This window comes from Pseudomonas sp. AC255, assembly GCF_979258175.1.
The window spans coordinates 2,851,497-2,877,325 of record NZ_OZ409841.1; the positions used below are offsets into that span (position 1 = coordinate 2,851,497).

The 25,829-nt window shown below is 60.6% G+C and carries 23 protein-coding genes; 12 read left to right on the forward strand and 11 right to left on the reverse strand.

Annotated features, from left to right (window positions below; genetic code table 11):
- Position 1: 1 nt before the first annotated feature.
- Genes ACZZ0K_RS13000 through ACZZ0K_RS13020 form a run of 5 tightly spaced genes read right to left on the reverse strand, consistent with a single transcriptional unit; the run spans position 2 to position 3,851 of the window.
- Positions 2 to 832: a DUF2797 domain-containing protein gene (locus tag ACZZ0K_RS13000; protein ID WP_186569239.1), complete on the reverse strand. Its 831-nt coding sequence runs from the start codon at positions 830 to 832 to the stop codon at positions 2 to 4.
- Entirely contained in the window at positions 829 to 1,089 is a 261-nt protein-coding gene (locus ACZZ0K_RS13005; protein ID WP_016774215.1) for a YeaC family protein, read from the reverse strand. The genes ACZZ0K_RS13000 and ACZZ0K_RS13005 overlap by 4 nt, the downstream gene beginning before the upstream one ends.
- Before the next feature lie 34 nt (positions 1,090 to 1,123).
- Positions 1,124 to 1,993: a rhomboid family intramembrane serine protease gene (locus ACZZ0K_RS13010; protein ID WP_463559133.1), complete on the reverse strand. Its 870-nt coding sequence runs from the start codon at positions 1,991 to 1,993 to the stop codon at positions 1,124 to 1,126.
- Positions 1,990 to 2,961 carry a metallophosphoesterase gene (locus ACZZ0K_RS13015; RefSeq protein ID WP_095179579.1) on the reverse strand — a complete coding sequence of 324 codons (972 nt, stop codon included), beginning with the start codon at positions 2,959 to 2,961 and terminating at the stop codon, positions 1,990 to 1,992. Before ACZZ0K_RS13015 ends, ACZZ0K_RS13010 begins: the two co-directional genes overlap by 4 nt.
- Complete coding sequence (locus ACZZ0K_RS13020; RefSeq protein WP_041480619.1) at positions 2,961 to 3,851, reverse strand: NAD(+) kinase; 891 nt, start codon at positions 3,849 to 3,851, stop codon at positions 2,961 to 2,963. The genes ACZZ0K_RS13015 and ACZZ0K_RS13020 overlap by 1 nt, the downstream gene beginning before the upstream one ends.
- Positions 3,852 to 3,965: 114 nt before the next feature.
- Between ACZZ0K_RS13020 and ACZZ0K_RS13025 the strand changes: the two genes are divergently transcribed.
- Positions 3,966 to 4,916 (forward strand): DUF1853 family protein, encoded by a 951-nt coding sequence (locus tag ACZZ0K_RS13025; protein ID WP_463559134.1) that lies wholly within the window; start codon positions 3,966 to 3,968, stop codon positions 4,914 to 4,916.
- Between the two features lie 115 nt (positions 4,917 to 5,031).
- Here the strand turns inward: ACZZ0K_RS13025 and ACZZ0K_RS13030 are convergent, their stop codons facing one another.
- Both ACZZ0K_RS13030 and ACZZ0K_RS13035 read right to left on the reverse strand, forming a co-directional pair.
- Positions 5,032 to 6,315, reverse strand: a complete 1,284-nt coding sequence (locus ACZZ0K_RS13030) for an arsenic transporter (protein ID WP_463559135.1) — start codon at positions 6,313 to 6,315, stop codon at positions 5,032 to 5,034.
- 149 nt (positions 6,316 to 6,464) lie between these two features.
- Positions 6,465 to 7,022 (reverse strand): NADPH-dependent FMN reductase, encoded by a 558-nt coding sequence (locus ACZZ0K_RS13035; RefSeq protein WP_039763234.1) that lies wholly within the window; start codon positions 7,020 to 7,022, stop codon positions 6,465 to 6,467.
- Between the two features lie 183 nt (positions 7,023 to 7,205).
- Between ACZZ0K_RS13035 and ACZZ0K_RS13040 the strand changes: the two genes are divergently transcribed.
- Together ACZZ0K_RS13040 and ACZZ0K_RS13045 are read left to right on the forward strand one after the other, a co-directional pair.
- Entirely contained in the window at positions 7,206 to 7,436 is a 231-nt protein-coding gene (locus tag ACZZ0K_RS13040) for a hypothetical protein (protein ID WP_041480622.1), read from the forward strand.
- Positions 7,437 to 7,521: 85 nt separating this feature from the next.
- Positions 7,522 to 8,415: a LysR family transcriptional regulator gene (locus ACZZ0K_RS13045; RefSeq protein ID WP_460093615.1), complete on the forward strand. Its 894-nt coding sequence runs from the start codon at positions 7,522 to 7,524 to the stop codon at positions 8,413 to 8,415.
- Here the strand turns inward: ACZZ0K_RS13045 and ACZZ0K_RS13050 are convergent.
- The 4 genes from ACZZ0K_RS13050 to ACZZ0K_RS13065 all read right to left on the reverse strand — a co-directional run bounded on the left by ACZZ0K_RS13050 (position 8,381) and on the right by ACZZ0K_RS13065 (position 11,587).
- The gene (locus tag ACZZ0K_RS13050; RefSeq protein ID WP_016774208.1) at positions 8,381 to 8,995 is read right to left on the reverse strand and encodes a GNAT family N-acetyltransferase; all 615 of its coding nucleotides are present in this window, start codon (positions 8,993 to 8,995) and stop codon (positions 8,381 to 8,383) included. The genes ACZZ0K_RS13045 and ACZZ0K_RS13050 overlap by 35 nt on opposite strands.
- A 300-nt stretch (positions 8,996 to 9,295) precedes the next feature.
- On the reverse strand, positions 9,296 to 10,054 hold the full coding sequence (gene dnaQ / locus ACZZ0K_RS13055; protein ID WP_150742734.1) for a DNA polymerase III subunit epsilon: 759 nt from the start codon (positions 10,052 to 10,054) through the stop codon (positions 9,296 to 9,298).
- Positions 10,055 to 10,267: 213 nt separating this feature from the next.
- Positions 10,268 to 10,738 carry a ribonuclease HI gene (rnhA, locus tag ACZZ0K_RS13060; RefSeq protein ID WP_007910572.1) on the reverse strand — a complete coding sequence of 157 codons (471 nt, stop codon included), beginning with the start codon at positions 10,736 to 10,738 and terminating at the stop codon, positions 10,268 to 10,270.
- 90 nt (positions 10,739 to 10,828) lie between these two features.
- Positions 10,829 to 11,587 (reverse strand): class I SAM-dependent methyltransferase, encoded by a 759-nt coding sequence (locus ACZZ0K_RS13065; protein ID WP_041480625.1) that lies wholly within the window; start codon positions 11,585 to 11,587, stop codon positions 10,829 to 10,831.
- 66 nt (positions 11,588 to 11,653) lie between these two features.
- On the opposite strand from ACZZ0K_RS13065, the gene gloB reads away from it, so the two are divergent.
- From gloB to ACZZ0K_RS13110, 9 genes are all read left to right on the forward strand, one after another.
- On the forward strand, positions 11,654 to 12,421 hold the full coding sequence (gloB, locus tag ACZZ0K_RS13070) for a hydroxyacylglutathione hydrolase (protein WP_056786790.1): 768 nt from the start codon (positions 11,654 to 11,656) through the stop codon (positions 12,419 to 12,421).
- A 99-nt stretch (positions 12,422 to 12,520) separates the two neighbouring features.
- Positions 12,521 to 13,984 carry a transglycosylase SLT domain-containing protein gene (locus ACZZ0K_RS13075; protein WP_041480626.1) on the forward strand — a complete coding sequence of 488 codons (1,464 nt, stop codon included), beginning with the start codon at positions 12,521 to 12,523 and terminating at the stop codon, positions 13,982 to 13,984.
- A 333-nt stretch (positions 13,985 to 14,317) separates the two neighbouring features.
- Positions 14,318 to 16,150: an extracellular solute-binding protein gene (locus ACZZ0K_RS13080; protein ID WP_258707939.1), complete on the forward strand. Its 1,833-nt coding sequence runs from the start codon at positions 14,318 to 14,320 to the stop codon at positions 16,148 to 16,150.
- On the forward strand, positions 16,147 to 17,988 hold the full coding sequence (locus ACZZ0K_RS13085) for an extracellular solute-binding protein (protein WP_258707938.1): 1,842 nt from the start codon (positions 16,147 to 16,149) through the stop codon (positions 17,986 to 17,988). Before ACZZ0K_RS13080 ends, ACZZ0K_RS13085 begins: the two co-directional genes overlap by 4 nt.
- A gap of 4 nt (positions 17,989 to 17,992) precedes the next feature.
- Positions 17,993 to 19,066: a microcin C ABC transporter permease YejB gene (locus tag ACZZ0K_RS13090; RefSeq protein WP_095179573.1), complete on the forward strand. Its 1,074-nt coding sequence runs from the start codon at positions 17,993 to 17,995 to the stop codon at positions 19,064 to 19,066.
- Between the two features lies 1 nt (position 19,067).
- Positions 19,068 to 20,087 (forward strand): ABC transporter permease, encoded by a 1,020-nt coding sequence (locus ACZZ0K_RS13095; protein ID WP_252885760.1) that lies wholly within the window; start codon positions 19,068 to 19,070, stop codon positions 20,085 to 20,087.
- Between the two features lies 1 nt (position 20,088).
- Positions 20,089 to 21,699, forward strand: coding sequence for an ABC transporter ATP-binding protein (locus tag ACZZ0K_RS13100; RefSeq protein WP_258707937.1), 1,611 nt, complete (start codon positions 20,089 to 20,091; stop codon positions 21,697 to 21,699).
- Between the two features lie 19 nt (positions 21,700 to 21,718).
- Positions 21,719 to 22,513, forward strand: coding sequence for an enoyl-ACP reductase FabI (fabI, locus tag ACZZ0K_RS13105; RefSeq protein WP_003202751.1), 795 nt, complete (start codon positions 21,719 to 21,721; stop codon positions 22,511 to 22,513).
- A gap of 150 nt (positions 22,514 to 22,663) precedes the next feature.
- A complete protein-coding gene (locus ACZZ0K_RS13110; RefSeq protein ID WP_258707936.1) occupies positions 22,664 to 25,786 on the forward strand; it encodes a hypothetical protein in 3,123 nt (1,040 codons plus the stop codon).
- Positions 25,787 to 25,829: the final 43 nt, after the last annotated feature.

Sequence of the window (25,829 nt, forward strand, 5' to 3'; positions counted from 1 at the left end):
CTTATTGATGCACGGCGAGCTGATAAGCCGTGTATTTACGAATGTTGATCACGCCGGTGTCGAAGATCAGGTACTGGCCCTTGATCCCCAGCAGCGTGCCTTCGGCAATCGGGTTCTTGTCCAGGTTGAAGCTGACGATTTTCGCCGGGTATTGCTCGACGGGATAGCGGATTTCCAGCGGTTCGACATCGGCAATCGTCTGAATCGCCTGTAGGCCGAATCGCTCCTGCAACCCTTGCAGGCCTTCGGCGCAGCTTTCGAACAACTGATCGCGCACCTGCGCCAGATCCACCGCCGCCGCATCACCTTTGAGCAGCGCGCGCCAATTGGTCTTGTCCGCCACCTGGCTGCGGAACAGGTCCTCGACAAACCCCGATTGCTGGCGTGTCGATACACGCATGATTGGCAAGGCTTGACTCGCACCCTGGTCGAGCCAGCGGGTCGGCAACTGTGTAGCACGGGTGATGCCAACCTTGATGCCTGACGAATTGGCCAGGTAAACCACATGGTCGGTCATGCAGAATTTCTCGCCCCACTCCGGATCGCGGCAGGTGCCGGCGTCGAAGTGGCAACGCTCCGGACTCATGATGCACAGGTCGCACTGCGCCAGTTTGGTCATGCACGGGTAGCAATAACCCTGACTGAAACTGGTTTTGGTCTTGCGCCCGCAATGGGTGCAGTGGATTGCCCCCAAAAATTCCAGACGCAGCGTGCTGCCGATCAACGGATTGACCGGCACCTCGACGTCATCCAGACGAAACGCGTACTGCACGTTCGACCCGTCCAGACGCGCCGACATTTTGCTGATTGCACCGCGGCCAATCTCGATCAATGGATGGCATCCGACTTGAACAGGATATTCGGCACTTCGATCGACTTCGACGCACACTCTTGCGGGCCCATGTAGCCAGTGCGCTGGTCTTCCGGCAGGTTCTGGATTTCCCAGGCAATCATCGCCTGCAACGACAGCTCGCGCTGTTCGGCAGTGAGTTTGTTGCCGTCGGACCATTTGCCGATTTCCACGGCCAGCTTCAGGCTTTCGTAGATGTCCGGGGTGATGTTGTTGATCATGTCGTTGAAAGAGGACATCAGGGTCTCCGTGCTCTTTGCTGAAACAAAAATGTTAGACGGCCAGTTTACGGCGGTTATACAAACCGCCCAACAAACCGGTAAAGCATCCGATGAGTAACCCGCTCAGGTGCGCGGCGTTGGCGATCTGGCCGAAACCTATCAGCGAGATCAGCCCGGACATGCACACCACCAGCCACACCAGCATCATCACCAGCACGCCGCGCGGCAAACGATAGGCCGGGTTCGGCGCCAGCAACTGGAAGATCCAGCAATGCCCGAGCAAGCCGTAAAGCACACCAGACAGACCGCCGAACAGGCTCGGGCCGCTCCAGACGAACTGGGCGTAGTTGGACACCAGACTGAACAACAGCGTCAGGCCGATCAGGTTGATGCTGCCCTGGCGCGACTCGATGCGCCGCCCCAGCTCCCAGTACCACATGCCGTTCATGGCCAGATGGAGGATGCCGAAGTGGATCAGCATCGGCGTCACCAGCCGCCACCACTGCCCCGCCGCGAGGCTGTCGGCCAGCGGCGTGAAGTGGATGTACTCACCGATCACGCGGAAATCGAGGAAGGTCAGCCAGCGCAGCGTTTCCAGGTTTTCGCCGAGGAAGGTCAGACCGCCGACGATCAGGCTCAACAGCAGAATGAACCCGGTGGCTTTGGCGTGTTTCAGCTGCTCGGCGAAGCTCGGGCGCTTGAAGGTCTGGCCCATGGGTACATCCAGTTGCTGATCCGGGTCGCCGGCCGGGAAGCGCTCGTACAAGGAACGCACGTCTTCGCTGATTTCTTCTGGTGCCCACAGCACCTGTTTGCCCGCCTCTTCGCTGACGCGATGGGGCACTTGCATGCGTTGCAGCAGTTTGACGAAACCGCTCAGATCCACCGCCAACGGCAGGCGCAATACCGCTACCGCACTCATTGCAGCACCTCCGGCCGCTCGACATCGACCCAGACAAATTTTTGCGGATCCAGGCGCGTTTCCTGATCCAGACGATAGGCCACCAGTTTGCCGTAGAGCACGGCGCTGTAATCCAGGCACGCGAGGTTCGGGCGGATCGGCGCCGGTTTGCCGCTGCGCCAGTAGTGGCCGACGAACAGCAACGGCTCGTCGACGCCGTAGCGCAGCAAGGAATTCTTTTCAGTGGACGTCAGCGGCGTCTGCGCGACAGGTTCCGGCAGTGCATCGGGCTGGAACACGATGTCGCCGTAGGTTTTCGGGTCGTCTTCCCAGAACTTGGTGCGGAAGAACGAACGCACCAGACCGTCGCCGCTGGTCATGGTCAGGCCGCCCGGCAGACGCATGTCGGTACCACGCAGCAAGCGATCGAACACAGTGCAGGCGAAGCTGCCGGGAACGGCCGAGGCCTGGAGAAAGTGTTCATCGACGCAGCCATTGGGGAACAACGCCCGCAGCGGCTCGATCAGCCCGGCGTCCCAGCACGCATGCACCACGCGGAAACGACCGGCATCGACGAACAGCGGCAGCTCGTAGAACCACTGCTGGAAGTCATGCCAGTCACCGGGATGGTCCTCGAATTGGCTCAGGGTTTCCTGCAACAGCCGCGCATGGCGCTTGGTGTGTTCGCGCACGAACTGCTTGCCGCTGCCCGGTGGCGCCGGGGTGACCCAGCCGAGCGCATTGAATTCATGGTTGCCCATGATGCACAGCGCCTGCCCCGCCTCGACCATGTCGTGAACGATGTGCAGCGCCTCGCGAATGCGCGGGCCACGGTCGATGATGTCGCCGACGAACACCGCCATGCGTGACGGATGCCGCCAGACCCCGCCCTGCTTGTGATAACCGAGACGGTCCAGCAAGTGTTCAAGGGTCATGGCGCATCCGTGCACGTCACCGATCAGGTCGTAACTGCGCGCGGGATCGAGCATCAGTCGCCTCCGCCCCCCAGCTTGCTGCCCCAGCCAAGCTTGGTGCGGCACACCTCGTAGTAATTGTGATCGAGCGGATGAATCAGGCGCAGCTTCTGCGCTTTCTTGCTCACGGTAATGGTGTCGCCCGGTGCGCAGGTGAAGTGGTTCTGGCCGTCGCAGGACACCTGCGGGTAGATCTGCATATCTTTGGACACGACGATTTTCAGCTCACTGTTGCCATCGACCACGATCGGCCGTCCCGACAAGGTATGGGGGTACATCGGCACAATCACAATAGCGTCGAGCTTGGGATGCATGATCGGCCCGCCGGCAGACAACGCGTAGGCAGTGGAGCCGGTCGGCGTCGCGACGATCAGGCCGTCGGCCTTCTGGCTGCAGACGAACTGGCCGTCGATGTACAGCTCGAATTCGATCATCCGCGTCGATTTGCCCGGGTGCAGCACCACATCGTTGAGCGCATCGCCCTGGCCGATGGCCTCGCCATGGCGACGCACTTCGGCTTGCAGCAGGAAGCGGTTTTCTACCAGATAGTGGCCGTCGAGCACTTCGGCGACCTTGATTTCCAGCTCGTCGGGGCGAATGTCGGTGAGGAAGCCAAGGCTCCCGCGGTTGATGCCCAGCACCGGAATATTGTGCCTGGCCAGCGCCCGCGCAGCGCCGAGCAGGCTGCCGTCACCGCCGACGACGATAACCATGTCACAAACTTCGCCGAGCATCTTGCGCGACGAGGTTTGCAGGCCATGGCCGGGCAGGACTTCAGCGATGGTGTCTTCGAGGATCACATGCAGGTGACGGTCGAGGAGAAAGCGTTTCAGTCGGCGGACGGTATCCAGCACCTGGGAACTGCCCAGGCGACCGATGATGCCGATATTACGAAATTGCTCCATGGGACCTCTGCGGACAATCGAAAACGCGAAAAGCCGATTATGGGCGAAAGCGCCAGATAGACAAAATCCTTTCAGCCTCAAGGGTGCACTCAGGTTTAAGGCTATGCTCGCAAGATGATCCTGTTCCCCGACTTGTTGCAATTGCCCCATCGATTACGCCATCCCGAAGTGCGGGACCTGGCGTGGGTGATCCTCGCGCCGCCGATGCTCGCTGCCACGCCGTGGCCCCAGCGCCATCCGCTTGCCGGCAGCGACTGGGTGCACGACCCGCAGCGCCTCGAACATTGGCTGCACCAGCTCGACCGCGACAGTTACGGCCTGCTGCAATGGCTGTCGCAGGCGCGCACCCGGCGTCTGGGTCTGTATTACGAGCGTCTTTGGCAGTTCGCCGTCTCGCATGCGCCGGGCATCGAACTGATCGCCGCCAACCTGCCAATCCGCCGCGCTGGGCACACCCTCGGCGAACTCGACATGCTGCTGCGTGACCGCGACGGCGTGCATCATCTGGAACTGGCGATCAAGCTCTACCTTGGCCCGCAGGATGGCGATGGCCGCGATCCCGCGCAGTGGCTGGGGCCGGGTTGTCATGACCGGCTGGATCGCAAACTGGCACATCTGGCCGAGCATCAATTGCCGATCTCGGCGCGCCCGGAAAGCCGCGAGGTGCTCGCGGCACTGGATATCGAAACCTTCAGCGCGCAGTTGTGGCTGGGCGGTTATCTGCTATATCCGTGGCCCGGGCACGCCGACTCACCGAACGGCGCGCATCCACAACATCTGCGTGGCAGCTGGCTGCATCAGAAGGACTGGCCGGCGTTTGTCGCACAGCGCCCGCCGGGCCGCTGGCAACCCCTGCCCCGCCATGCGTGGCTGGCGCCGGCGCATTACCCGGCGGATCAGGTCTGGACAGATGAGCACCTGCGTTTGTGGCTTGAAGACCTGCCAGCACTGGCCCCGGCGCAGTTGATGGTACGCCTGACCGAGAATGCCCAGGGCGAATGGGAAGAGGCGGAGCGGTTGTTTCTGGTGGCGGATCTTTGGCCGAATGTCCCCGGTCAAGCCTGAGATTTGTGGTGTCTGACCCAATTCGCGAGCAGGCTCGCTCCCACAGAGAAAGCATCTCAAATGTGGAATGCGATCCCTGTGGGAGCGAGCCTGCTCGCGAAAAGAGCAACTCGGTCTATAGGGATAGCCGCACCGCCAGTGCCGCCAACGTCACCAGCAACACCGGCACGGTCAACACAATCCCGACACGGAAGTAATAGCCCCAGCCAATATGGATGCCTTTGCGCTCCAGCACATGCAGCCACAACAACGTTGCCAGACTGCCGATCGGAGTGATCTTCGGCCCCAGGTCGCTGCCGATCACGTTGGCGTAGATCATCGCTTCCTTGATCACCCCGCTGGCCTGACTGGCGTCGATCGACAGCAAGCCGATCAGTACCGTTGGCAGATTGTTCATGATCGACGACAGCAGCGCCGTCAGCACCCCGGTGCCCATCGCCGCGCCCCACACGCCGTGGCCGGCGAATACATCCAGCCACCCGGCGAGGTAACCGGTGAGTCCGGCATTGCGCAGGCCGTACACCACCAGGTACATGCCCAACGAGAAAATCACGATTTGCCACGGCGCTTCTTTCATCACTTTGCGCGTGGAGATTTTGTGGCCGCGCGCGGCAATACCCAGCAGCAGCGCGGCACACACCGCCGAAATTGCGCTGATCGGAATGCCCAGCGGTTCGAGGGCAAAGCAGCCGATCAACAGGATCACCAACACCGCCCAACCGGCGTAGAACGTCGCTTTGTCGTGGATCGCGGTATGCGGGTTTTCCAGCTGTTCCGGATCGTAAGCGGCCGGGATGTCGCGGCGAAAAAACCACAGCAACATGCCCAACGTCGCCGCCACGCTGAAGAAGTTCACCGGCACCATGACCGCTGCATAACGGTTGAAGCCGATATTGAAGAAGTCCGCAGAAACGATGTTGACCAGGTTCGACACCACCAGCGGCAGGCTCGCCGTATCGGCGATAAACCCGGCGCCCATGACGAAGGCCAGCGTCGCCGCCGGTGAAAAGCGCAGCGCCAGCAGCATTGAAATCACGATCGGCGTGAGAATCAGCGCCGCACCGTCATTGGCGAACAGCGCCGAGACCAGCGCGCCGAGCAGCACCATGAAGGCAAACAGTTTGCGCCCACTGCCCCGCCCCCAGCGCGCCACGTGCAGCGCTGCCCAATTAAAGAAGCCAGCCTCGTCGAGCAACAGGCTGATGATGATCAGCGCGACGAAGGTGCCGGTGGCGTTCCAGATGATCTGCCAGACCAGCGGGATGTCCGTGAGGTGAACGACGCCAAAAATCAACGCCAGCACGGCACCCAACGTTGCACTCCAGCCGACGCCGAGACCTTTGGGTTGCCAGATGACGAGGGTGATGGTCAGCAGGAAAATCAGTGACGCAGCGAGCATTCGCAGAAGCCTTTAAATAGCGAAACGGGTGGAAATCGAACAAATGTGGGAGCGAGCCTGCTCGCGAAAGCGGTTTGTCAGACGCGAAATTGTTATCTGACAGTCCGCCTTCGCGAGCAGGCTCGCTCCCACAGTGAGTTTCGGTAAGTTTATTTCTTGTGTTGCTCGACGAACTGGCCGTAAGCATCGATGAATTTTTGCAGGAACGGCTTCACCGAGTCGCTCAGTTTGCCCGCTTCGTCGAACGCGTTACCGGCGCCGCCCAGGTAGGCTTCCGGCTGTTGCAGGCAATGGATATCAAGGAAAACAAAGGTCTGGCGCAGGTGCTGGTTGGCGCCGAAGCCGCCGATGGCGCCTGGCGATACGCTGATCACCGCACCGGGTTTGCCACTCCACGCGCTCTGGCCATAAGGACGGGAACCGACGTCGATGGCGTTCTTCAACGGTGCCGGGATCGAGCGGTTGTACTCGGGGGTGACAAACAGCACCGCGTCGGATGACGCCACTTTCTGACGGAAAGTGCTGTAGGCTGCCGGCGGAGAATCGCCGTCGATGTCTTCGTTGTACAGCGGCAGTTCACCGATTTCGACAATCTCGAGCTTGAGATTGGCCGGTGCCAGTTCGGCGAGGGCCAGTGCGACTTTGCGATTGATCGATGCTTTGCGCAGGCTACCGACCACTACAGCGACGTTGTAGACATTGCTCATGGATGACTCTCGATGGTCCGTGGGAAGAGTCGCTAGTTATAGATGATCCAGTGACATTTTCACCAGTGGTCATTGGTTTTTCCTGCGCGAGGAATATTTTTTTCCCGTAGGAAAACTTACCGAGCTTGCTGACGGTCTACAAAGCCGCAAATCAAGCGTTTTATCTCCAGAGGTTCTAAGCAGATGGCAGCAGTACTCGTCGGTCAGTTTCATGCAAGAGATGCGGAAGGCCGCGTTTATTCCGTGCATGAATTCCAGGAATCGAACCCGTCTGCAGACGGATCCACTGGCTCGGAGCCCATTTACAAACTCGCCATTGGCGATCGGGTCAACAAGGTCAGTGACAGCGAGTTTCTCCTGGTTCAGTCAGGCATTACCCTGATCCGCGAACCCGAGCCAACCGTTGCTTCATAACCCTGCATTATGAGCAGAAGTCATGCGAGCGGACTTGGGGTAGGATTCAGCGTCTGACCCCACCTGCTGAACATGGACTTCACGCATGCGTTTACGCCACATCGAAGTGATTCAGGCGCTCTTGCAGACCGGTCACCTGGGCACCGCCGCCGAATGGCTGCAACTGCCGGTGACCGAGGTCGAAGAGCGTTTGCGCGAAGCCGAGAGTCAGCTGGGGTTCATGCTGTTCGCCAGCGTTCGCGGTCGCCTGCAATCGACCCCCGAAGCGCGCGCCTTGCAAGTGGAAATCGCGCACATCTATGAGGCGCTGGAGCCGGTGCAGCGTCTGGCCAGCAGCCTCAAGCAATACCTCGCCCCACCCCTGCGCATCATCGGCACCCCGCCGCTGGCCCAACAATTACTGCCACAAAGCCTTGCGACCCTGCGTCGACGCCTGCCCGACGCACCGTGCAGCCTGCTCAGCGCGCCGACTCGCGACATCGTCCGCAGCCTGTTACTGCGCGAAAGCGATCTGGGCCTGAGCCTGCACGATCCCGAACACTCCGATATCCACTGCCAGCCGTTGGCCCAGGGCAAGCTGCAATTGCTCGCTCCGCACGGCTGGCTGCAGCCGAAACAGAAATACATTTCCCTCGCGGATCTGGCCGGTCAGGCCATGGTCGGTCTCGAAGGTCAGGATCCGCTGAGCCCGGCGCTGGAAAACAAACTTCAGGCCCTGCGCCCGGCGCCAAGCATTCAGACCCGCGTGCAGACCCATCAGATGATGCGCAGCATGGTCGAGGCCGGCGAGGGTCTGGCCATCGTCGATCCGTTCACCGCTCTGGGCGCCCGCGCCGGTGGTCTGGACGTCTGCCCATTGTCACCGGCGGTGCCGATCAGCCTCTACGCCCTGACCTTCAAACATGCCGCGCCGTCGGCGGCGATTCAGACACTGCTGACCATCGTCACGGAACAAGCCGAGGCGATGTTGTCGAGCTGAGTGGTTTTTCCAGCGGATTATCGAACAGGCGATACCAGAACAACGCGACTTCAGCGGTATGCGGATCGATGCCGCGATAGCGCAACTGGTCGATGCCGCCGATCACATAGCCGCAACGCTCATACAGACGACAGGCGCCGAGGTTGTTGTTCTGGGTTTCGAGCATGATGCCCGGCAGCTTCTTCTTGCGACTCCAGAACTGCGCGACATCAAGCAACGCCTTGGCCACGCCGTGGCGACGGGCCGGGGCATGCACCGCCAGCTCATCGATGTGGGCAAAGCCGTTCCAGTTGGTGCTGATCACCAGGTGACCGACCGGCTCGTCGTCCAGATACGCCATAAAAATCGCGCTGTCGGGCGCGTTGTGAAAGGCGCTGAATTCTTCGGGATCAATACCGTAGCACTTGCGGTACGGCACGATCGGCGTCACCGGCCACTGCTCGACCGGTTTGCCGATCACGGCAGCGCCGTAGGCAGCGACCTCGAAACTGAAGTCGCTGCCCCAGATATACGGCGCAAAACCTTCGTCGGCGACCCGCACCGACAACCCTGGGTATTTCGGATTCATGACCGGTTGCATACTGGGAAAAGTCCTCATTCCTTGACGCAGCCGACGGTGTCGACCTTACCGTCGCGATGGATGATTGCCAGCGCAAATTTCAACTCTTTGTACATGAGGCTCAGTGTCCTGAGGCGGCAGATTTGCACCTGACCAGTGCACTCAGGGTAGAGGGTTGCGACGAATGTGGCGAGAGTGGCAACTTGGCTCCATGTCGGCAAATGCAAAAAATCGCTGCCTTCCTGGTCCCTACTATGGGATGCAATCCCCATAGGAGCTGCCGAAGGCTGCGATCTTTTGATCTTCTGATCTTTTGATTTTTCAGACCTGCGCATCAGCCTCGGCAATCTGCGTCCACAACGCCGGCGCTCCCGCCGATTTGGCGATGATTTCCAGCCGCACCAGATGCGCCGCCAGTTCTTCTTCGGTCGCCCGGATGATGCGTGCTGGCTGGCGATCGACCGGCAGGCGGCGGATTTCGGTAGCCGAGTTGTCGGCGCCCTCGCCCGTGCCATTGCCGTCAGACGCGTTGCCAGCCAGCGACAGGCTGGTCTGGCCGCCGGTCATGGTCAGGTAGACGTCGGCGAGAATCTCCGAGTCGAGCAAGGCGCCGTGCAGTTCACGGCCGGAGTTGTCGACGCCGTAACGTTTGCACAACGCGTCGAGGCTGTTGCGCTGCCCCGGGTGACGTTCCCGGGCCATTATCAGGGTATCGAGGATGGTGCAATGCTGGGTGATATCGGCGCGATCGTGCTGGCCCATCAAGGCGAATTCGTTGTTGATGAAGCCAACGTCGAACGCCGCGTTGTGGATGATCAGTTGCGCGCCCTGGATGAACTCGAAGAACTCATCGGCAACTTCGGCAAAGCGCGGCTTGCCGACGAGGAATTCGTTGGTGATGCCGTGCACACCGATCGCGCCTTCGTCGCTCTCGCGATCCGGTTGCAGATAAACGTGGAAATGCCGGCCCGTCAGGCGCCGACCGATCAGTTCGACGCAACCGATTTCAATGATCCGGTGACCATCGGTCACCGGCATGCCGGTGGTTTCGGTATCGAGTACAACGGATCTGGTGGCCATCAGTGCTCAGCTCTCAACGGGTCAATCGTGCAAAAACGCGGATGTTAACACGCTGGACTCGAACCCTGTAGGAGCTGCCGAAGGCTGCGATCTTTTGATTTTTCCTGCAACAAGATCAAGAGATCGCAGCCTTCGGCAGCTCCTACAGGGGAATGCATTCCAATGTGGGAGCGAGCCTGCTCGCGAACGGCCACGCCACGGTTAGAAGCGAAATCAGCTCTGCTTGTAACCACGCACTTCGTCAACGCCACGATTGGCCAGTTGGTCAGCCCGCTCGTTACCGTGATGACCAATGTGCCCGCGCACCCATTTCCAGGTGACTTTGTGGCGATTGACCTGCTCGTCCAGCTCTTTCCACAGGTCGGCATTCTTTACCGGCTCCTTCGCAGCCGTTTTCCAGCCGCGCTTCTTCCAGTTGGCCATCCACTCGTTGATGCCTTTCATCACGTATTGCGAGTCGGTGACCAGCAGCACTTCGCAGGGGCGCTTGAGCGCTTCAAGGCCACGAATCGCGCCGAGCAGCTCCATGCGATTGTTGGTGGTGTTGGCCTCGCCGCCCCACAGTTCCTTTTCGACGCCCTTGCACACCAGCAGCGCGCCCCAGCCGCCGGGACCGGGGTTGCCCTTGCAGGCGCCGTCGGTGAACAGTTCTACGGTGTCGACGCTTTCCACGCTTTCGCTCATGCCAGTCTTTCCAGAAAAATGCCTGTCCTGCCAATCACGGATCGACAATGACCGCGACCGGGACAAGCCCGGCCACAAATAAAAGAAGATTTACGGTTCGATGCGGCGGCGGTTGACCTTGGCCATCGGCAGCGGAATCAGCTTGCCCATCGGCTCGCGGCGTTCCTGGCGCAACGGCCTGAGCCCCACCACGATCTTGCGCGCCACCAGCAGATAGAAGCCGCCGCCGGACAATTGCCAGTCACCGGCCTTGCGTTCCCAGCCGGCCAGACGGTTCTGCCACTTGGGTGATGCGAGCGGCGGACGATAGCATCCGAAGCGGCGTTTCTCCAGCGCGAAGCCCAGCAGATTGAGCCAGTCGGCGACCCGCGACGGCGAGATGCAGCGCGCCTTGCGCAGGGCATCATTGGCGAAGAAATGCCGCAGCCCCCAAGTGCTCCAGGGGTTGATGCCGATGATCAGCAGATGTCCGCCGGGGCGCACGCTGCTCGCTGCTTCACGCAGCAAACCGTGGGGCGACAGGCAGAAATCCAGGCCATGCTGCATCACCACCACGTCGGCGGCGTGCTCGCTCAACGGCCAGGCCTGCTCTTCGCAAACGATCTCGACTCCGGGCAACGGTGCGCCGAGACGCACGTTGCGCTGCACTTGCGGCGCGGCCGGCGGGGTTTCGGCGGACGGCCCGTAATGCACCAGATAACCGCCGAAGAAGCGCCCGAGCTCGTCGTCGAGCATGCGCCGCTCTTCATCCAGCAGAAATTGCCCGAGCGGCCCCGACAGCCATTCGCGGGCGGCGCTGATCAATGCCAGCCAGTCGGGATCGGCCTGAGCGAACGCTTTATCGGTCATGTCATTCTCCAACGCGCCAGGAACTACTAAGATGCGCCAATGTTTTCTGCTTGGCGAATTCCGACGATGATACAGATCAGTGCCCTGCCCGCGTTCACCGACAACTACATCTGGTTGTTACAGGATCATCAGACCCAGCGCTGCGCGGTGGTCGATCCGGGCGACGCCACCCCGGTGCAGGCGTGGCTTGACGCGCATCCGGGCTGGGTGCTCAGCGATATTCTGATCACTCACCATCACCATGACCATGTCGGCGGCGTCGAGCGCCTGAAAGCCGCGACCGGCGCCAAGGTCTACGGCCCGGCCAGCGAAAGCATCCCGGCGCGCGACGTAGCGCTCAAGGACAACGACAGCGTCAGCGTGCTCGGCTGGGACTTCGACGTCTATGCGGTACCCGGTCACACCCTGGGGCACATCGCCTATTACCACCATGGTCTGCTGTTCTGCGGCGACACCCTGTTCGCCGCCGGTTGCGGCCGGCTGTTCGAAGGCACACCCGAGCAGATGTACCGCTCGCTCAGCCGTCTTGCGGCCCTGCCGGAAGATACGCTGGTCTACTGCACCCATGAATACACCTTGAGCAATCTGAAATTTGCCGCCGCCGTCGAGCCGGGCAACCCGGAAGTCGCCGCCCGTCTGGAAAAGGTCACGCAGCAACGGCAGAACGGCGTGATGACGTTGCCGTCGACTCTGGCCCTGGAAAAGCTTACCAATCCGTTTTTACGCACTTCTGAAACATTGGTTACACAAAAAGTGGACGAACGGGAAGGCGCTCAAAACCGGGCGCCGAGCGAGGTATTTGCGGCTCTGCGGGCATGGAAAGACAAGTTCTGACGACCGCGCCGGCCGGGGCAAAAATTCTCAATGGTTGACCGCAGGGGGTGCGCTTTCTAGAATCGCCCGACATTTTTGCCCGGAACTTACTTCCAGCCAATGTCGTCATCCATACGTAAGTCCGTCAATTCAGATGCTTTGACCCGCCTGGCGCAAGCCATCGCGGTGGCTGTGTCCGCCACGCTGGCGGGTTGCTCCAGCCACGCTCCGCAGACTGAAGCGACGCATACGCCGAACATTGCTGCGCGAGCCAAGCAGAAGCCGATCTGGCTGACCGAGAAGCCCACTCCCGTGGCGCCCCAGGACATCTGGGAACGCATGCGTCAGGGCTTCCAGTTGCAGGAAGGCCTTGGCGTCAATCCGCGCATCGAACAACAACGCCTGTGGTTCGCCAGTAATCCCTCTTTTCTCGAGAATGCCGGCGAACGCGGCAGTCTCTACATTCATTACATTGTCGAACGCCTCGAAGAGCGCAACATGCCGCTGGAACTGGCCCTGCTGCCGGTGATCGAGAGCGCCTACAACCCGATGGCCTATTCCCGCGCCGATGCGGTGGGCCTGTGGCAGTTCATTCCGTCCACCGGGCGTTATTTCAACCTGCGCCAGACGCGTTTTTATGATGGTCGTCGCGACATTACCGCCTCGACCACGGCCGCGATGGACTACCTGACCCGCCTGCACGACATGTTCAACGGCGACTGGCTGCTGGCGCTGGCAGCCTACAACGCTGGTGAAGGCACCGTAAGCCGGGCGATCGAGCGCAACGAAAAGCTCGGCCTGCCCACCGACTACTGGAACCTGCCGCTGCCGGCGGAAACCCAGGCCTATGTGCCGAAGTTGCTGGCACTGTCGCAAGTGGTACTGGCGCCTGAAGCCTACGGCGTCAACCTCAACCCGATCGCCAACGAACCGTACTTCCAGGTCGTCGAAATCAACCAGCGCATGGACCTGTCCAAGGTCGCTGCGGTGGCGAACATCGATGAAGACGAACTGTTCCAGCTCAACCCCGCGTTCAAACAGCGCACCACCATCGACGGTCCGCAGCATTTGCTGGTGCCGACGTCCAAGGCACAACTGCTGACTGCCAGTCTGCAGACCATGCGCCCGGACGAACTGATCAGCCCACGCTCGCTGAAACCGGTGTTCGAAGGCGCCGATCCGTCGGAAGTGGCGCAGCTCAAACGTGCTTATCGGGTCAAGCGTGGCGACAACCTCGGCTCCATCGCCAAGGCCAACAAGGTCGAAGTCAAGGATCTGCAGCGCTGGAACAAGCTGACCGGCAAGAATCTCAAGGTCGGCCAGACCCTGGTCATGCAGGACAACACCAAGCGTGCCCCGGCGCGCAAGTCCGGCCGGGTCAACACCGTGGTCGCGGCGAATACCAAGACCAAAGGCAAGGACGAGAGCAAGCAGCAGACCCAGTACAAGGTCAAGCGCGGCGACACCCTGTATGTGGTGGCCAAGCGGTTCAACGTCGAGATGCAACATCTCAAGCGTTGGAACCCGGGTGCGGGCAAGGCACTCAAGCCTGGGCAGATGCTTACGGTTTATCAGCCGCACTGATTGAAGAGCCCCTGATATTTCAGGGGCTTTTTTTGGATGAAGTTTTTGTGGTGTGCTTTAGATCCATCCCACTCACCCCAGCCCTCTCCCCCAGGGGGGAGAGGGGAAAGGGAGCCGATCGGGGGCTTTTCAGAAACTGATTTCGACTCGGTATCGCACGTCGGTGCAATTCGCCCAGACACCACGATCAGTCCCCTCTCCCTCCGGGAGAGGGTTAGGGTGAGGGGCTCTTCGCGCAAACGATTAACCCGCCATTAACCCACATCTTTTTCCTGTCCAGACAAGCTGTTACTGTACGGCCCACAAAGCCCAAGCCGCTGGATCGGATCTGACTTGAAGCGTGCCCTCTCCCTGCTCCTGATCAGCCTGGCCTTGAGCTCACCCGCAAGCGCGACGATTACCGAAAGTCATGGTTATGCGCAGTTCGGCACGCTCAAGTACCCGGCCAGATTTACCCACTTCGACTGGGTCAACCCGCAAGCGCCCAAGGGCGGTACGTTGCGGGTGATGGCGTTCGGCACCTTCGATACGGTCAATCCGTACACCTTCAAGGGCACCAGCCCGGTCACCACAGCGAACTTCCTCCAGTACGGCATCAACGAGCTCAACGAGCCGCTGATGGTCGGTACCGGGCAGTATTCGCCGTCCGGCGACGAGCCGGCGTCGAGCTACGGTTTGATCGCACAATCGGTGGAGTACAGCGAAGATCGCAGCTGGGTCGTCTTCAATTTGCGCCCCGAAGCGCGCTTTCACGACGGCGCACCGATCACCGCCTACGACGTGGCGTTCTCCTATCGAACGCTGCTCAAGGACGGTCATCCGCTGTATCGCACGGCCTTGCAGGAAGTGCTACGGGTCGACATCCTCAACAAACAGCGCATTCGTTTCGTGTTCAAGCGCTCGGGCAATCCGCTGCTGATCCTGCGCCTGGGCGAGTTGCCGGTGCTGCCGCAGCATTACTGGAAAGACCGCGACTTCAAAGCCACCACGTTCGAACCACCGCTGGGAAGCGGGCCGTACCGCATCACGTCGGTCACGCCGGGCCGACAGCTGATGTTCGAGCGGGTCAAGGATTACTGGGGCAAGGATCTGCCGGTCAATCGTGGCAAGTACAATTTCGATCGCATGGACGTCGAGTTCTACCGCGACAGCGATGTCGCCTTCGAAGCGTTCAAGGCCGGTGAGTTCGACATCTACATCGAGCATCAGGCGAAGAACTGGGTCAACGGCTACAACTTCCCTGCTGTACGTCGTGGCGAAGTGATCAAGGCACAGGTCCCGCATCAGATTCCGACGCAGACTCAGGGCCTGTTCATGAACAGCCGCCGCGCGACCTTCGCCGATGTCAGGACGCGCGAAGCGTTGGGTCTGATGTTCGATTTCGAATGGACCAACCGCGCGCTGTTCAGCGATGCCTATAAACGCACCAGCAGCTACTACCCCAACAGCGAATTCACTGCGTCCGGCCTGCCGGTCGGCCATGAATGGCTGATGCTCAAACCCTACAAGGAGCAACTGCCGGCCCGGCTGTTTACCGAGCCGTTCACCCTGCCGAAAACCGACGGCCGTGGCATTCCGCGCGAGACTATGCGCAAAGCCCTCGCCCTGCTCGCCGAGGCCGGTTGGAAGCTCCACGGCCAGCGCCTGCAAGACAAAGACGGCCAACCGCTGCGCTTCGAACTGCTGCTGGTCAACCCGAGCCTGGAGCGGCTCTATCAGCCGTACATCGAAAACCTCAACAGCATCGGCATCGACGCGCGCCTGCGTACCGTCGATCGCGCCCAGTACAAACAGCGCCTCGACCAATTCGATTTCGACATGATCTCGATGACCCTCGGCCAGACCTTGAGCCCGGGCCTTGAGCAGTGGCAGTACTTCCACTCCAGCCAGGTGAACGTCAAGGGCAGCAAGAATTACGCGGGCATCGCCAATCCGGTGGTCGATCACCTGCTCGAACAGTTGCTCGCCGCTCGCACCCGCGACGAGCAGGTCGCCGCCGGCAAAGCGCTCGACCGCGTGCTGCTCTGGCAGCACTACAGCATTCCCAACTGGTACCTCAATTATCACCGTCTGGCCTACCGCAACCGGTTGGCCTTTGTCACCACGCCGCCCTACACCCTGGGCCTGAGCGCATGGTGGCTGAAGTCTTCGGAGAAAGATCGATGAACGCTGTTCGCACCCTGCTCGTGCAGGCCAGCGGCTTGCTGTTCGCCGGGCTGGCCTGGGCCGCCCCGCAACACGCCGTGACCCTGTATAACGAGCCGCCGAAATACCCGGCCGATTTCAAGCATTTCGATTACGTGAACCCTGATGCGCCCAAGGGCGGCGTGTTCCGCCAAGCCGGCTTCGGTGGCTTCGACAGCCTCAACCCGTTCATCAACAAAGGCGTGCCCGCCGATGACATCGGCCAGATCTACGACACCCTGACCAAACACAGCCTCGACGAGCCGTTCACCGAGTACGGCCTGATTGCCAGCAAGATCGAAAAAGCCGACGACAACAGTTGGGTGCGCTTCTACCTGCGCCCGCAAGCGCGTTTCCAGGACGGCCACCCGGTGCGCGCCGAAGATGTAGTGTTCAGCTTCGAGACGCTGACCAAGGAAGGCTCGCCGATGTTTCGCGGCTACTACAACGACGTCGCCGAAGCCATCGCCGAAGACCCGTTGAAAGTGCTGTTCAAGTTCAAGCACAGCAACAACCGCGAGCTGCCGCTGATCCTCGGCCAGTTGCCGGTCCTGCCGAAACACTGGTGGGCCAGTCGCGACTTCAACAAGGGCAATCTGGAAATCCCGCTGGGCAGCGGCCCGTACAAGGTCACCCAAGTGAAGGCCGGCCGTTCGGTACGTTACGAGCGGGTCAAGGATTACTGGGGCAAGGACTTGCCGGTCAACCGTGGTTTCTACAACTTCGACACGATGACCACCGACTATTACCGCGACAACACCGTCGCCCTCGAAGCACTGAAGGCCGGGCAGTTCGATTACTGGCTGGAGATGACCGCGAAGAACTGGGCCAGCGCCTATAACGTTCCGGCGGTCACCGAGGGCCGTTTGATCAAGGAACTGATCCCCAACAGCAACCCGACCGGCATGCAGGGCTTCGTCTTCAACCTGCGCCGCCCGGTGTTCCAGGATGTGCGCGTGCGTCAGGCGCTGGGGCTGCTGTTCGACTTCGAATGGACCAACAAGCAATTGTTCAACGGCGCCTACGTGCGCACCCGCAGTTACTTCGAGAACTCGGAAATGGCCGCCACCGGCCTGCCCGACGCCGAGCAACGGACGATCCTCGAACCGTTTCGCAGCAAACTGCCGGCCCAGGTGTTCAGCGAAGCCTTCGAAAATCCCAAGACCGACGCCAGCGGCATGATCCGCACCCAGCAGCGCGAGGCGTATCAACTGCTGCAAGAGGCCGGCTGGAAAATCGTCGACGACAAAATGGTCGACGCCACCGGCAAACCGGTGGTGATCGAATTCCTCCTCGCCCAGACCGAGTTCGAACGGGTGCTGCTGCCGTTCAAGCGCAACCTCAGCGACCTCGGTATCGATCTGGTGATCCGCCGCGTCGACGTCTCGCAGTACATCAACCGCGTGCGCTCGCGGGATTTCGACATGATGGTCGGCAGCTTTCCCCAGTCCAATTCGCCGGGTAACGAGCAGCGCGAATACTGGATGAGCGCCGCCGCCGACAAGCCGAGCAGCCGCAACAGCATGGGTCTGAAGGATCCGACCGTTGACCAACTGGTGGAAAGCCTGATCAACGCCGACTCGCGCAAGAGTCTGGTGGCCCACGCCCGTGCGCTGGATCGCGTACTGCAATGGGGCTACTACGTGGTGCCGAACTGGCACATCAAGAGCTGGCGCGTGGCTTACTGGAATCATATAGGCCACCCGAAAACCTCGCCCAAGTACGACATCGGCATCAATACCTGGTGGGTCAAGCCTGACGCCAAGCCTGCCGTAGAAGTCGAAACCCAACTGCAAGCCGACCCTGCGGGCACGGAGTAATCAGATGCTGGCGTATATCTTTCGGCGACTGCTGCTGATCATCCCGACCCTGTTCGGCATTCTGCTGATCAACTTCGTGATCATCCAGGCCGCGCCCGGCGGGCCGGTCGAGCAGATGATCGCCAAGCTCGAAGGTTTCGAAGGCGCCACGAGCCGGATTGCCGGCGGCGGTGCCGAAGTGGCGGTGGCCGGCTCGTCCTACCGTGGCGCGCAGGGGCTGGACCCGGCGCTGATCAAGGAAATCGAGCACATGTACGGGTTCGACAAATCGGCCCCGGAACGTCTGTGGATCATGGTCAAGAACTACGCGCAGCTGGATTTCGGCGACAGTTTCTTCCGCGACGCCAAGGTCATCGACCTGATCAAGGAAAAGATGCCGGTGTCGATCTCGCTGGGGCTGTGGAGCACGCTGATCATGTATCTGGTGTCGATCCCGCTGGGCATCGCCAAGGCCACGCGACACGGCAGCCACTTCGACGTCTGGACCAGTTCGGCGATCATCGTCGGCTATGCGATCCCGGCGTTCCTGTTTGCGATCCTGCTGATCGTGGTGTTTGCCGGCGGCAGCTATCTGGACTGGTTCCCCCTGCGCGGGCTGACTTCGAACAACTTCGATGAGCTGAGCCTGAGCGGCAAGATCCTCGATTACTTCTGGCACCTGGCATTGCCGGTCACCGCACTGGTGATCGGCAACTTCGCGACCATGACCCTGTTGACCAAGAACAGCTTTCTCGACGAAATCAACAAGCAGTATGTGGTCACCGCCAAGGCCAAGGGCCTGACCCGCCATCGCGTGCTCTACGGCCACGTGTTCCGCAACGCCATGCTGCTGGTGATTGCCGGTTTTCCGTCGGCATTCATCGGTATCTTCTTCACCGGCTCGTTGCTGGTGGAAGTGATCTTCTCTCTCGATGGTCTCGGCCTGATGAGTTTCGAGGCGGCGATCAATCGCGATTACCCGGTGGTGTTCGGCACGCTGTTCATCTTCACCCTGCTCGGGCTGGTGGTGAAACTGATCGGCGATCTGACCTACACCTTTGTCGATCCGCGTATCGACTTCGCCAGCCGGGAGCATTGAGATGAACCTGTCCCCTCTCAACCGCCGGCGCTTCGAACTGTTCAAGGCCAACAAGCGTGGCTGGTGGTCGCTGTGGCTGTTCCTGATTCTGTTCGGCCTCAGTCTGGGCGCCGAACTGATCGCCAACGACAAACCGCTGGTCGTGCATTACGACAACAACTGGTATTTCCCGGCGATCAAGCGCTATCCGGAAACCGCGTTCGGCGGCGAATTTCCGCTGGAAGCCAACTACAAGAGCCCGTACATCCGCGAACTGCTCAAGGCCAAGGACGCGTGGATTCTGTGGGCGCCGATCCCCTACAGCTACCAGAGCATCAACTACGACCTGAAAGTCCCGGCCCCGGCGCCACCCTCGACGGACAACCTGCTGGGCACCGACGATCAGGGCCGCGACGTGTTGGCGCGGGTGATCTACGGTTTCCGCATTTCCGTGCTGTTTGCGCTGACGCTGACCGTGCTGAGTTCGATCATCGGCGTGATTGCCGGGGCGCTACAGGGCTTTTATGGCGGCTGGGTCGATCTCGCCGGGCAGCGTTTTCTCGAGATCTGGTCGGGGCTGCCGGTGCTGTATCTGCTGATCATCCTTGCCAGTTTCGTCCAGCCGAATTTCTGGTGGTTGCTGGGCATCATGCTGCTGTTCTCGTGGATGAGCCTGGTCGATGTGGTGCGCGCCGAGTTCCTGCGCGGGCGCAATCTGGAATATGTGCGCGCCGCCCGCGCGCTGGGCATGCAGAACGGCGCGATCATGTTCCGCCACATCCTGCCCAACGCCATGGTCTCGACCATGACCTTCATGCCGTTCATCCTCACCGGCGCCATCGGCACCCTGACCGCGCTGGACTTCCTCGGCTTCGGCTTGCCGGCCGGCAGTCCGTCGCTGGGCGAACTGGTTGCCCAAGGCAAATCCAACCTGCAGGCGCCATGGCTGGGCATGAGCGCGTTTGCCGTGCTGGCGCTGATGTTGAGTCTGCTGGTGTTTATCGGCGAGTCCGCTCGCGATGCCTTCGACCCGAGGAAGTGAAATGAATCAGGACAATCTGATCGAAGTGCGCGACCTCGCCGTCGAATTCGGTTTCGGCGAGCGCGTGCACCGCGTGGTCGAAGGCGTGAGCTTCGATATCAAGCGCGGCGAAACCCTGGCGCTGGTCGGTGAATCGGGCTCGGGCAAATCGGTAACGGCGCATTCGATCCTGCGCCTGCTGCCCTACCCTATGGCGCGGCATCCGGCCGGCAGCATCAATTACGCCGGGCAGAACCTGCTGGATTTGAGCGAGAAGACCATCCGCCATATTCGTGGCAACCGCATCGCCATGATCTTTCAGGAGCCGATGACCTCGCTCAATCCGCTGCATTCGATCGAGAAGCAGATCAACGAAGTGCTCGGCATCCACAAGGGCCTGAGTGGCAAAGTGGCGACCAGGCGCACGCTGGAGCTGCTGGAAATGGTCGGCATCCCCGAGCCGCACAAGCGTCTCAAGGCGCTGCCCCATGAATTGTCCGGCGGCCAGCGGCAGCGGGTGATGATCGCCATGGCCCTGGCCAACGAGCCGGAATTGCTGATCGCCGACGAACCGACCACGGCGCTGGACGTGACCGTTCAGCTGAAAATCCTCGATTTGCTCAAGGATCTTCAGGCTCGATTGGGCATGTCGCTGCTACTGATCAGTCACGATTTGAACCTGGTGCGAAGAATTGCGCATCGCGTATGTGTCATGCAGCGCGGTTGCATCGTCGAACAGGCATCGTGCGCAGAGCTGTTCCGTTCGCCGCAGCATCCGTACACTCGGGAATTGCTCGGCGCGGAGCCCAGCGGCGGCCCGGCGAGCAATGAAATCGGCGCGCCGCTGCTCGAAGTCGAGGACCTCAAAGTCTGGTTCCCGATCAAGAAAGGCCTGCTCAAACGCACGGTGGATTACGTCAAGGCAGTGGACGGCATCAATTTCAGCCTGCCTCAGGGCCAGACCCTGGGGATCGTCGGCGAAAGCGGTTCCGGCAAATCCACCCTCGGTCTGGCGATTTTGCGGCTGATCGGCAGCAAAGGCGCGATCCGCTTTGAAGGCAAGCAGCTAGACTGCCTGACGCAGAACGAGATTCGCCCGCTGCGGCGGGAGATGCAGGTGGTGTTTCAGGACCCGTTCGGCAGCCTGAGCCCGCGCATGTGCGTCAACGACATCGTTGGCGAAGGCCTGCGGATACACAAGATGGGCACCGCGACCGAACAGGAAGCGGCGATCATTGCGGCATTGAAGGAGGTAGGTCTGGATCCGGAAACCCGGCACCGCTACCCCCACGAATTTTCCGGTGGGCAACGGCAGCGAATCGCCATTGCCCGGGCCTTGGTGCTGAAACCGGCGCTGATCCTGCTGGACGAGCCGACTTCGGCGCTCGACCGGACGGTGCAGCGGCAAGTGGTGGAGCTGTTGCGTTCACTGCAAGCCAAGTACAACCTGACGTATTTGTTCATCAGCCATGACCTGGCTGTCGTCAAAGCGCTGAGCCACCAGCTGATGGTGGTCAAGCATGGCCAAGTGGTCGAACAGGGAGACGCGCAAAGTATCTTTGCCGCCCCCCAACATCCGTATACACAGCAGTTGCTGGAAGCCGCTTTTCTGGCACCAGCCACTGCGCAATAACCTGAAAGAGGAGCAACACATGGGTTTTCTCGCCGGTAAGCGCGTACTGATCGTCGGTGTCGCCAGCAAGCTGTCCATCGCATCCGGCATCGCTGCCGCCATGCATCGCGAGGGCGCTGAGCTTGCCTTCACTTATCAGAACGACAAACTCAAGGGTCGCGTCGAAGAGTTCGCACAAGGCTGGGGTTCGAGCCCTGAGCTGTGCTTCCCGTGCGACGTGGCCAGCGATGAAGAAATCGCCAAGGTCTTCGAAGAGCTGAGCAAGAAGTGGGACGGTCTGGACTGCATCGTCCACTCCGTCGGCTTCGCCCCGGGCGACCAACTGGACGGCGACTTCACCGAAGCCACCACCCGTGAAGGCTTCCGCATCGCTCACGACATCAGCGCCTACAGCTTCGTGGCCCTGGCCAAGGCCGGTCGCGAAATGATGAAAGGCCGCAACGGCAGCCTGCTGACCCTGTCGTACCTGGGCGCCGAGCGCACCATGCCGAACTACAACGTGATGGGCATGGCCAAGGCCTCGCTGGAAGCCGGCGTCCGTTACCTGGCCGGTTCCCTCGGTCCGGACGGCACCCGCGTCAACTGCGTATCGGCTGGCCCGATCCGCACCCTGGCCGCTTCCGGCATCAAGAACTTCCGCAAGATGCTGGCTGCCAACGAAGCGCAGACTCCGCTGCGCCGCAACGTCACCATCGAAGAAGTCGGCAACGCCGGCGCCTTCCTGTGCTCCGACCTGGCGTCGGGCATCAGCGGTGAAATCATGTACGTCGACGGCGGCTTCAACACCACCGCTATGGGCAACATCGAAGAGTGATCTTCCTGTAGCCGATAGAAAAACCCGCCGGATCCGGCGGGTTTTTTTATGCCTGCAGAAAAGCTCGCCCAACTACATATGTACCGCCAACCACCCTGCCCTGCCTTTGATACTCGGCGCTCGATGCTTATCAGCCGCCAGGAGGCGCAGATGGACGACACACCGGTACACGAACAGACGCTGATTCACAATCTCATCGCAGAATTGACCGCCGTACCGGTGGTCAGCGCCGCCACACCGGCGCGCACGCTGGAGGTTCCCCGTGCATGCCGGCTGCGCGAATGGATGGAGCTTTACTGGAGCGCCCTCGAACGCCCCGAATTTCTCGATTGGGCCAGTGGCTTTAACATCGATCTGGACACCTTGCAGATCAAGGGCGATACCCTGCAAGCGCAATCACCCTCGAACGGCTCCAACGGCGTTCGCACGTTCACGCTGGAAGATGATTCAGGCTGGTGGCAGATGGCGCCGATGCTGCTGTCGATTTCCCAGCGTATCGATCCTGCGGGGCTGGGCCTGCCCTACATCGGCGGTAAATCCGCCAACCCGCTGTATCGGTTTCCACGGCAAGTGGTGCTGGCGTTCTACGGTTACCCGGAACCGCAAAACCAGATTCAGGCCCGAGTCATCCTCGCCGAGCTGAAGAAAACCGGGCTGGCGGCCATCGATGAAAACGGCCAGAGCACGTCGGCGCTAGTGAAGGAACGCAACGCGCAACTGGAAGACTTTCGGGCGATCGCCGATCGAATCGATGAAGTGTTGCTGGCGAGCGACCCTTTCGAGCAGCGAGGCTTTCTCGACACGCCGGTAACCCTCACTTCGGCCTCTGTTTCTGCACCCGCCAGAGGGCCGCGCCTCAAACTGGGCGAGCTTCTGGGCCGCTATGAGTTTGCGTTGCCGCAAGATGCCCGCGAAGCCAAGGCACTTGCGCAACGCCTGCGCCAGCAAAGCTGGCCGGCGCTGCCCTACGTCAGCGATTACGTGCAAAGCAACGACCCCATCCGCAGTTATCGTGAAGAATTTGGCGCTCTGGAAGATAACCGGCACATCGTGCGACGCCTTGAAGCGCTGAGCTGGAACAAAGCGCCCAAGGCCAAGATCGATTACGAGGAAATCAGCGAGCCCCATCCGGATTCTGCGCTGGCGGGACGGATGAAGTATGGCCAGCGTCAATTGCAGACACTCAGCGCCGATGAGGATTTTCAAGCCATCCTGCAGCAGCACGGACTGCCTGCCGACAGTCAATTGCTCGTCACCGAATCCGGTCATGTCGGTACTGCCAGCGTAAAGGGCTGGGTCACCCTGACGGCGCAGGTGGAAAAACAGGCTGATCTGAAACTCTTTCGCGACCAGCTCAAGGCCAAGGCAAGCAAAGCCGGCGGCGCCCTGCGCTCAAGCGGTAAAGTCACCCTTGGGCAAATGCTGCGCTTCTACAATCTGCTTTTGCCGAATACTGTCGAGCAAGCCCTCGCGCTGGTGAAATGGTTCAGGATCAATCTGCACACCCGCCCCGGGCATATGAATCACTGGTATCTGCTCGGCCAGCCGTGGACACAAACCGAACGGTTCACGGCGCAACAGCGTCAGAGCATCATCGACACCACACAGGCGTTTTTACCCGTAGACTCGCCGCCGTTGATCGACTACCTCAGTGAGGGTGTCGATACCGATCTGCCGCTCAAAACGCTCCAGGCAAAAGCCGACTACCTGATCAGCCGTATTCTGATCACACCGCGCGCGCAAACGCTGGGCAATCTGCTGGTGAAGAATCTGGGCGCTCCGGCGCAGGAGAAACGCCTGCTGGCCACCAACCGCGATCGCCTGTTGCTCGCTGCATTGATTCTCAGCCTGGAGCCGAACGCGGGTGAGGATTTGAACCGTATTGTCGTGCAACGTCTGGAGGGGCGTGATTTCTGGGGCGACAGCTATGACGAGGTACGCCGCTTCATTGATCGGCAGCCCGCTCTTGCATCGGTCAAAAACAAGACGTTGGCCACCCATCTGTTGTTGTCCGGTATAGCGCCGGAGTTTCTGACCCGGCATATTCCGCCATCACTCTGTTACATGAGCTGTTCGCGTTGGGTCAGGCTGAAGCAGGTCGTGCTGTATATCGAAAGCCAAATGCCGGGTGTGGCACGCCTGATGAGCTATGAGCAACTGAGCCAACTGACCAAAGGCCCGGCCCCCACGCACTTCTACAAATTCCTGCGCGAGGATTCCTGTGCCTCACTGGTCGTTGACTGGGCGGTTGCCAGAGGGCTGATCCAGCGCAACGCCGAATTTCCGGTGACTGTTTATGACGCCACGACGCTGAAGCAGGCCGATGTCCTGTTCCGCAACCACAATCGCCTGTTGAACGATCTTTATCGGCGGGCGTTCCTTTCGGCACCGCCCACTCCCGTCACGGTTGCCCTGGCCGATCTGCGCAAGGTGTTCAGCGATTCCCCCTACCTCACGGAGAAGGCGCTGTTTGTTGCAGACGCCAACCCGCAGACCTTTTCAGCGCATTACTCGCTGAGCGAATTGCATGTCGCCGGCAAGCTGACAGGGAAGCTGGCGGGATGGCAATCGAGCAATGCACAGTTGCAACTGGCCCCCATGCTTGCCTCGTTGCCCAGACTGCACAATGTGGCGACCTACTTCCATGCGGCACTGAGCGCACGCCTGAGGCAAATGAAGGACGCACATATCGCATTTCTCAAGGAAGCGTTCTGTCGCTTGCCGTTCGCGCAGCGAATCGACATCGAAGACCACGAGCTGGAACTGCTCGCCCTGCGGCCAGTATCGGCAGCCACGGACAAGCTGGCTGACGCCAGCACTGCGCCATTCGGCATCTTGGCGCTGCTGCGTGGGAGTCCAGCCAGAGTCTTCGAGATTTTCACTGGCAGGAATGAAGTGGTGCTGCGTCGCGATATCGACCTTGCATTACTCAAACCATCGGGGGCAAATGATGCGGCGAAATCGCTGCCCGTCGACGCCGAAGCCTACAGGCACGGCTCCCAGCCTCGCTTGAATGCCACTTGTAACGCGTTCATTACTCGCCTCGATATTCAGGGCGCACCCCTGGCGCAACAGGAGCGCGCCGCCGTGCCCGATACTTTCGCCTCCAACACAGTCAACGCCATCGCCAGCACTGCCGTCAGGCATCTGTTCGATGCTTTCAAAGCGCAAGCCTTGCAAGACGCATTGCGCGTGCCCGAACTCGAGGATGCCGCTGCGAGTCACGAGAAATGGCTGGCGTTTTACCAGAAGCTGAGCCCGCCCAAGCGCTGAGCACTGGCGAATCCGGCGATAGATCGGCTGACGCGTTCGCGAG